We start from the raw sequence: 2,761 nt of genomic DNA, 5'->3' as shown, positions 1-2,761 counted from the left end.
AAAATCAAACCCTAATGATACTGAGTATAGTGATACTGAATTTAGTGATGATAATGATGACGTAATTAATCATACACGTGTGAATGATTTGGATTTGCTAGTGGACCATTACCAAAAAGAAACTGGTCAGCTTCCCAATTCAAATCAAGCCAGTCGGTTGGAGCAATTAACCAATCTTTATGGTGCTTTGCTCGTTAGCGAAGCTATTACTCGTTCGGCGGAGAACAATACCAGTAATCTTTTGTATATCGAGAAAGTAGCGCAATCGTTGCATAAAGCACAACAAGAACAGATTAGACAATTAGAGCAACCCCAAGTACCTATGAATCAGCTTAGTGAGTTGGTGTGGAGGGTATCAATATGATCATACTCGTGACACTATCTTTAACATTTCTCATTATTCAAATCGTCTTTTGTTGGTTTACAGCCAAGCAGACTTCAGCTATGGAAAAGTATGAAGAAGATTTGGAAGACAAATAAAGAGCACATCATTGCCAGATTAACCGGATTGCATAAGTAAATTGGTGAACTCTAAAACCTCTGTCCTCGGCAAGACGTTAAAAGGCCTTGCACATTGACAATTGATAAAAAGCCACGTCCTGATTAGCAGACTAGGGATATACGAATAGGGGAGTGGCTATACTTGTGTACAACAAGACCCGTCTACACTGGTTTCAGACCATAAGTGAAGGTGATTTAGGACTGAAACACTTGCATAAAAAACGCTGTCGCTCTTCGCCACTATAAGTGGCAAGAAGCAAGCACAACGCCATAAATGGCCGTACAAACCTAAGGGGGAGAAATGTATGTATGAATTAACAATGAACGACCTACGTCGGTTAGGGAAAAAAGGAAACGCAACGGTTCTTTTAGTGAATGGGAAGCGCGGCGAATTAAGGCCAGATGGCTTATATTACACGCGTCATAATGCCATCATTGGTGGTGTTTATACCGATGCCAAGTTCCGCATAGACTTTCAACGAGCAATCGCCAAAATCAAGCATGTTCGAGTTGCTGATAAGCTGGTTGCTAAACGCTCTTCACAAAAGCTAGTCGCGACTAGTTTGTATGAGTTTGCCAAAGTTCCTGACCAAGCCGACAAAGGAGTTCAACGAAATGAAAATCATCACGATTAATGTCAATAAAGGTGGCGCTGGTAAGACAACACTGGCTTATAATTTAGCAGAATTTTTGAAACAAAATCATCGTGTCTTACTGATGGATTTTGATGATTCAGCTAATTTAACACACCGTTATGGACACTTTACGAATTTAAATCAAACCGTTATTAACTTATTTGAAAATGGTGATGTGCGTCCAATTCAATTAAAAAGTAATCTTGATTTGATTGCTGGGCATCGCACTGTTGAACAGTTAAAAGAACGCTTAAATACTCGCCGACAACGCGAAATTATTTTTGGCAAGTGGCTGGCGCAAAATGAGCAAGAACTGACTGAACAGTACGATTATATTGTGATTGATACTGAAAATGATGAAGGCATCTTAACGCAAAATGCGTTAATCGTATCTGATTTAGTGATTGGCGTAGCAGAAGCCTCAAAGGACTCTTTTGTAGCGTTACTGGACTTGAAGAAATTTGTATCAGATTTGAATCAAGATTTTGACGTTCAAGCAAAACTGGCTTTTATAGCCAACAAGATCAATTTGTCGGAAAATGCTTCCAAAGACCTGTTAGAGGAGCTACAACAATACGAAGAATATCGCGGTTATTTGCCGCGAAGGACCAAACTAGCAGATGATATGCCAATCATTGACTGTGTTGACCAAAATCTGATTAAGCAGTTAACAGCAGTCTTTGAGGAGGTATTGTCATGAGTCGCTTTAGTCGTTATAGTAGTGAAGAAGAAAACTTACACCAGCGGCGGGTTGTGCCGAAAACGCGAGGCACTGCCGATCGACCTCAGCTTGAAAAATCAATTAAAATTGATTTGGAAAGCTATCAACACTTGATTGATTTAAAAGATCGAACTGGTCTCTCAATGAAACACCTGTTACACGAATCAGTCGCTGGTTACTATGAACAGGAGACTGAACATGACCGATGAAATAATGGTGGGCTTAAAAGAATTGCGACGATTTGCCACCGTAAGTAACCAAGTAGCGACTGCTAAGATGAAAAACCACGAAATCTTAGAGCTACATCCCAGAGCGTTATTGGGTCCTGAGAAAAAAGCACTGATTGATGGCCAAAACTATGTTGTTCGGCGAAAGCATGATTTGCAAAAAGGACTGTATGATATTCAAAGTATTCGCGCGGGTGATCGCTTATTAGCGGAGCGGGTGAATGGTCAGTTGATTATTCGGGATAAAACGTTTATCAATCGTAGCCTGCCTTTGTCTGAAAAGACTTTTCAATTGCTGAAGGAATATGCGGATGCCCATGGCGTTACGCTAAATCAAGCACTCGACCAAGTGGTTACTTCTTATACACAGGAGCAACGTCATGAATGAGTCGAAACGTGTCCGTTATCGGAGCTTAAGTGATTTTGTCAAGGAAAGCCCTCAAACACCAACAGCCATTTTAAAAGATGGTCGTTTGTTTGAGGTCTGGCCGAATGGTCTGATTGGCGAGCCTAAAACAATTGAGGTTGAAGGCAAACAACGAGAATTTCGTGAAAAGTTTTCTTTAACGCAAGGTATGCAACAGATTAAGACGATGAAAGTTGGTCAGATTTTGGTTGCAGAACGCGTCGATGATGTGCTGTGCTTTACGACCAAGGCCTTACAAGGCAAACATTTA

General features: G+C 40.6%; 6 protein-coding genes. All 6 read left to right on the top strand.

Annotation, left to right across the window (positions count from 1 at the left end):
• On the top strand, positions 1–364 hold a 364-nt coding region (locus AOQ32_RS07955; RefSeq protein ID WP_148666539.1), incomplete at its 5' end, for a DnaD domain-containing protein.
• A 442-nt stretch (positions 365–806) separates the two neighbouring features.
• Positions 807–1,136: a hypothetical protein gene (locus AOQ32_RS07950; protein ID WP_059394355.1), complete on the top strand. Its 330-nt coding sequence runs from the start codon at positions 807–809 to the stop codon at positions 1,134–1,136.
• The gene (locus tag AOQ32_RS07945) at positions 1,117–1,836 is read left to right on the top strand and encodes a ParA family protein (RefSeq protein ID WP_059394354.1); all 720 of its coding nucleotides are present in this window, start codon (positions 1,117–1,119) and stop codon (positions 1,834–1,836) included. Before AOQ32_RS07950 ends, AOQ32_RS07945 begins: the two co-directional genes overlap by 20 nt.
• A complete protein-coding gene (locus AOQ32_RS07940; protein WP_059394353.1) occupies positions 1,833–2,066 on the top strand; it encodes a hypothetical protein in 234 nt (77 codons plus the stop codon). The genes AOQ32_RS07945 and AOQ32_RS07940 overlap by 4 nt, the downstream gene beginning before the upstream one ends.
• Complete coding sequence (locus AOQ32_RS07935; protein WP_059394352.1) at positions 2,056–2,472, top strand: hypothetical protein; 417 nt, start codon at positions 2,056–2,058, stop codon at positions 2,470–2,472. Before AOQ32_RS07940 ends, AOQ32_RS07935 begins: the two co-directional genes overlap by 11 nt.
• On the top strand, positions 2,465–2,761 hold a 297-nt coding region (locus AOQ32_RS07930), incomplete at its 3' end, for a hypothetical protein (RefSeq protein WP_148666538.1). The genes AOQ32_RS07935 and AOQ32_RS07930, both read left to right, overlap by 8 nt.

The sequence above is a fragment of the Fructobacillus tropaeoli genome, assembly GCF_001047135.2.
GTDB classification, from domain to species: domain Bacteria; phylum Bacillota; class Bacilli; order Lactobacillales; family Lactobacillaceae; genus Fructobacillus; species Fructobacillus tropaeoli.
The sequence above is the reverse complement of the archived record's forward strand: the minus strand, read 5'-3'. Positions and strand labels throughout refer to the sequence as shown.